Source organism: Streptomyces sp. NPDC049597 (genome assembly GCF_040675505.1).
Taxonomy (GTDB): Bacteria; Actinomycetota; Actinomycetes; order Streptomycetales; family Streptomycetaceae; genus Streptomyces.
In genome coordinates this window covers 1-4,570 of sequence record NZ_JBFAOY010000072.1, presented here as the reverse complement: position 1 = coordinate 4,570, position 4,570 = coordinate 1, and the positions used below count along the sequence as shown (strand labels likewise).

Below are 4,570 nucleotides of genomic sequence, written 5' to 3'. Positions count from 1 at the left end.
CGCCTCGTCCCGGAACTCCTGGGAACCAAGGGTGCGGGCGTCGTACGCGGAGGTCTGCGCGCCGGGCTGAACGGTGCCAAACACCTGCCCGACGGGAACAAGCCGGACGGCAGCCGCGGGGACCACGAGAAGAATCCGGACAACAACAGCAACCAGTGCACCAAGAACACGTGCGACGGCGATCCGGTGGACATGGCGTCAGGCCGGATGCTGCTGCCGCAGACGGACATCGCGCTGCCGGCCTCGCTGCCTCTCGTGTTCCAGCGCACCTTCGACTCGTCGCGCCGTTCCGGGCGCTGGTTCGGTCCCACCTGGTCGAGCACGGTGGACCAGCGACTGGAGATCGACTCGGAAGGCGTCGTCTTCAGCTGCGACGAAGGCAGCCTCCTCGCCTATCCCCATCCCGCTCCTGGGGTCCCCGTCATGCCCACCCATGGTCGGCCATGGCCACTGGACCGCGTTCAGGACGGCTACACCATCACTGATCCGGACGCAGGACAGGTCTTGCACTTCGTCGATCACAACGACGAGGTGGCCCTTCTGGCCCAGATCGACGATCGCAACGGTCGTTGGATTGCCTTCGAGTACGACGACACCGGCGCTCCCACCTCGATCGTCCACCATGGCGGCTACCACCTGAAGCTCACCACCAGCGAAGGACGGGTGACGGCCCTCCACCTTGCGGGAGCGGCACCGGACGGATCCGACCAGGAGATCCTGCGCTACGGCTACACCGACGGCCACCTCACCGAGGTCGTCAACTATTCCGGCCGTCCCCTGCGTTTCGGCTGCGACGAACACGGCCGTATCACCTCGTGGACCGACACCAACGGCAGCCGCTTCGACTATGTCTACGACGACCGGGACCGCTGCACCTACCAGTCAGGCACCAACGGCCATCTTGAATCGCGCTTCTCGTGGGGCGAAGCCGATCCCGACAGCGGACTGCGCCGTACAGCCATCACTGATGCACTGGGCAACACGAGCCAGTACTTCATCGACGAGCGCTCCCTCGTGGTCGCCGAGGTCGACGCCATGGGAGCAACGACCCGTTTCGCATACGACCGCTTCAAGCGACTGCTCTCCACCACGGACGCACTCGGCAATGTGACGCGCTCCGTCTACGACGATTCGGGTCGGCTGACCGAGGTGATCCGTCCGGACGGTCGGCAGTTGAGCGCCGAGTACAACGCCCTGAGCCTCCCCGTACGCGTGAGAAACGCCGACGGCACCACGATCCGGCAGGAATTCGACGAGCGGGGCAACCTCACGTCGTACACGGATGCCGCGGGCGCGAAGACCCTGTTCACCTATGACGCGTCAGGGCATCTCACCTCGTTGACCGACCACCTCGGGAACACCACGGTCGTGCGCTGCAACTCGGCCGGCCTGATCGTGGAAGTCGTCGATCCTCTCGGTGCCGTCACCCGTTATGAGCGGGACGGTTTCGGGCGACCGGTCAGGATGACCGACCCGGTCGGCGGGGTGACACGTCTGGAATGGAGTGGAGGAAGCCAGGTCGCGCGCTGCATCGAGCCGGACGGCAGTGAGCAGACGTGGACGTACGACGGAGAGGGCAACTGCCTGTCCCACGTGGACGCTGTCGGTGGAACGACGTACTTCGAGTACACCGACTTCGACCTGCTCACGGCGCGGACGGACCCGGACGGAGCCCGCCACGAGTTCCAGCACAATGCCAGGTTGCAGTTGACACAGGTCACGAACCCCCTGGGGCTGACCTGGGAATACGAGTACGACGCCGCGGGCAGGGTGACGGCCGAGACCGACTTCGACAACCGCCGGCTCTGCTACGCCTACGACAGCGCTGGACGACTCATCGAGCGGGTCAACGGTCTCGGGCAGGCCATCCGGTACGAGCGCGACGTCATGGGCAGGGTCATCAGCAAGGACAGCGCCGGTGCCGTCACCACCTACGAGTACGACATCTTCGACGAACTGGCGATGGCGACCAATGCCGACGCCACACTGGTCAGGCTGCGCGACCGGTACGGCCGTCTGAAGTCGGAGACGGTCAACGGCCGCAAGCTCTCCTACGACTACGACGTCATGGGCCACCTCGTCAGCCGGACGACTCCGTCGGGAGCGACCAGCGCCTGGAGTTACGACGCGGCAGGCGGCGTACGGGAGTTGAACGCTGCCGGCCGTCGCATCACGTTTCATCGTGACGCCGCAGGCCGCGAGAGCAGCCGTCAGGTCGGTGACTCGGTCACCTTCACGAATGCCTTCGACGCCATGGGACGCCTCACTGATCAGCGGGTCACGGGGCGAGGACGCCGGCTTCAGCGGAAGTCGTACACGTATCGCGCGGACGGCCATCTCGTCGCCATGCAGGACCTTATTTCCGGTACCCGCCGCTTCGATGTCGATGCGATGGGCCGCGTCACCGCTGTTCAGGCCGAGGGCTGGTCGGAACGGTACGCATACGACGCGGCGGGCAACCAGACAGCCGCCTCGTGGCCGGCTGCTCATCCCAGCCAGGAGGCGATAGGAGAGCGCGCCTACACGGGGAACCGGATCTCTCGGGCGGGTAAGGTCCGTTACGAGCACGATGCCCAGGGCCGGACGGTGCTTCGGCAGAAGACGCGGCTGTCACGAAAGCCGGACACCTGGTCGTATGTCTGGGACGCAGAAGACCGGCTGACATCCATCACGACCCCGGACGGCGCGGTTTGGCGCTACACGTACGACCCCCTGGGGCGGCGCATGGCCAAGGAACGCCTCGCGGACGACGGCCGTGAAGTTCTGGAGGAGGTCATCTTCACCTGGGACGGCTCGACCGTGTGCGAGCAGACCAGCCGAGGGCCGGGGCTGCCCGGAAAAGTCGCCCTCACCTGGGATCACGACGGCGTACGGCCACTCTCGCAGTGGGAACGAGTGCTGGATCCCGATGCGTCCCGGGATGCCGTGGCCGAACGCTTCTATGCGATCGTCACGGATCTTGTGGGTGCACCGACGGAGCTTGTCGACGAGTCGGGCGCGCTGGCATGGCGCACCCGGAGCACACTGTGGGGTACCACCACGTGGGTCGCCAAGAGCACGGCGTACACCCCGCTGCGCTTTCCCGGCCAGTACTTCGACATGGAATCCGGACTGCACTACAACTTCCACCGTCAATACGATCCGGAAACGGCTCGATATCTCAGCCCCGACCCCTTGGGCCTCGACCCGGCACCGAACCCGACGGCGTACGTGGCCAATCCGCATACGTGGTCGGATCCGCTCGGCCTCAAGCCCTGCAAGCCACGTGTTTCCCCTGTGTCGTCCGACTGGGCCACCAAGGGTGCCCACATGCACGTTCCGCAGAAGAAGGGGGCGGATCACGAGGTACGCATCTACGTGGACGAGAACGGAAACATTGCCGGTGCGCCCATCAGGCTCAAGGCAACCGGGTGGGCCTCGGACAAGAGTGTTGATGCGGCTGTGGACGCGGTGAACAACGATCCCAAGTTGCGAGCCGACCTGTTGGAGAAGGCCAAGTCGGCCAAGGAGCACATGGACGACCACAACTGGGGCAATACGCGGAACCGCTCGACAGAGATGCAAGCGCTGATCGACAAACTGGAGAACTGGCCGTGACGGCAGCTGAAGTCCTTGCTTCATTCATTACCACGGGGAAGTTCCTGGGCTTGGGGGTCGGATCCACAGTCGCCGACGTGGACAGGGCGATTGACGTCGACTTCATCGACGATGTCGACGATTCAGGCAAGTCGATGCGTCGGGACTACGGATTCGTCGAGCTGTCGTTCAACCGCGTCGGGGAGTGGGTGGTGGTGGGCGCCGCGATTCAGCTGCACCGGCTGGCCGCCGATCACGGCATGGCTGAGGAGTGGGCGGGGAGCACGGGCGTGGAGTTCCCGCGTTACCTCGCCTGGGACGATTTGCGTGGCGAGCTGCGCCGGGTCGCACCGACTCTCCAGCTGATCACCCGGGAGGAGGGCGGGTTCGTCGAGTACCGAGCTCCGGCGTCGAACGTCTCCGTGCTGGTCGTGGACGAGCCCGAAGACGAACGCGGATATCGGGTCGGGCACCAGGATGTGTGGAGCGTGAGTGTCTGGGGGGCGCTCCAGGGGAATTGAGCCGCGACTGGGTGGTGTCTCCAGTGGTGCTGTGTGTGCCGAGGCCGATCTCGGCACACACAGCACCACGAGCTGAAGTCCCTGCCGCCCACGTTCGGACTCGAGGAATTGGGGCCCTGAACGACGGCTTCTGAGTCGGAGGACGAGGTCAAGCAGATGAGCTGGGACACGATTCGTGACCAGCACGCGTGGGACAACGCGGACTGGAGCGCGGAGTCGATGCGTGAGGCGCACGGCGAGGTCAAGCAGACGTGGAAGAACACCACGTATGACGTGATGGACGCGCAGATGGACTCGATGGAGCGTTCGGGGCTGATCGACCCGAAGATCCGGGACGCGATGGACGAGCAGCTGAAGCAAGACCTCGACCCTGATCAGGCCACGATCGATCAGGCTGAGCAGCCGCGGTGGGGGGAGCAGCGCTGATGGTGGACTGGCGGGGGTGGGGCGACAAGCTTGTCGACGGTGCCGAC

2 protein-coding genes and 1 pseudogene are annotated in these 4,570 nt (G+C 65.3%); all 3 read left to right on the top strand.

Annotated features, from left to right (window positions below; genetic code table 11):
- The coding region (locus tag AB0K02_RS33915; protein WP_365996453.1) for a DUF6531 domain-containing protein at nt 1-3,597 on the top strand (3,597 nt) is incomplete at its 5' end.
- A 77-nt stretch (nt 3,598-3,674) separates the two neighbouring features.
- Complete coding sequence (locus tag AB0K02_RS33910) at nt 3,675-4,097, top strand: hypothetical protein (RefSeq protein ID WP_365996452.1); 423 nt, start codon at nt 3,675-3,677, stop codon at nt 4,095-4,097.
- A 135-nt stretch (nt 4,098-4,232) separates the two neighbouring features.
- Nucleotides 4,233-4,523: pseudogene (locus AB0K02_RS33905) on the top strand (hypothetical protein); the annotation flags it as partial.
- Between the last annotated feature and the right edge of the window lie 47 nt (nt 4,524-4,570).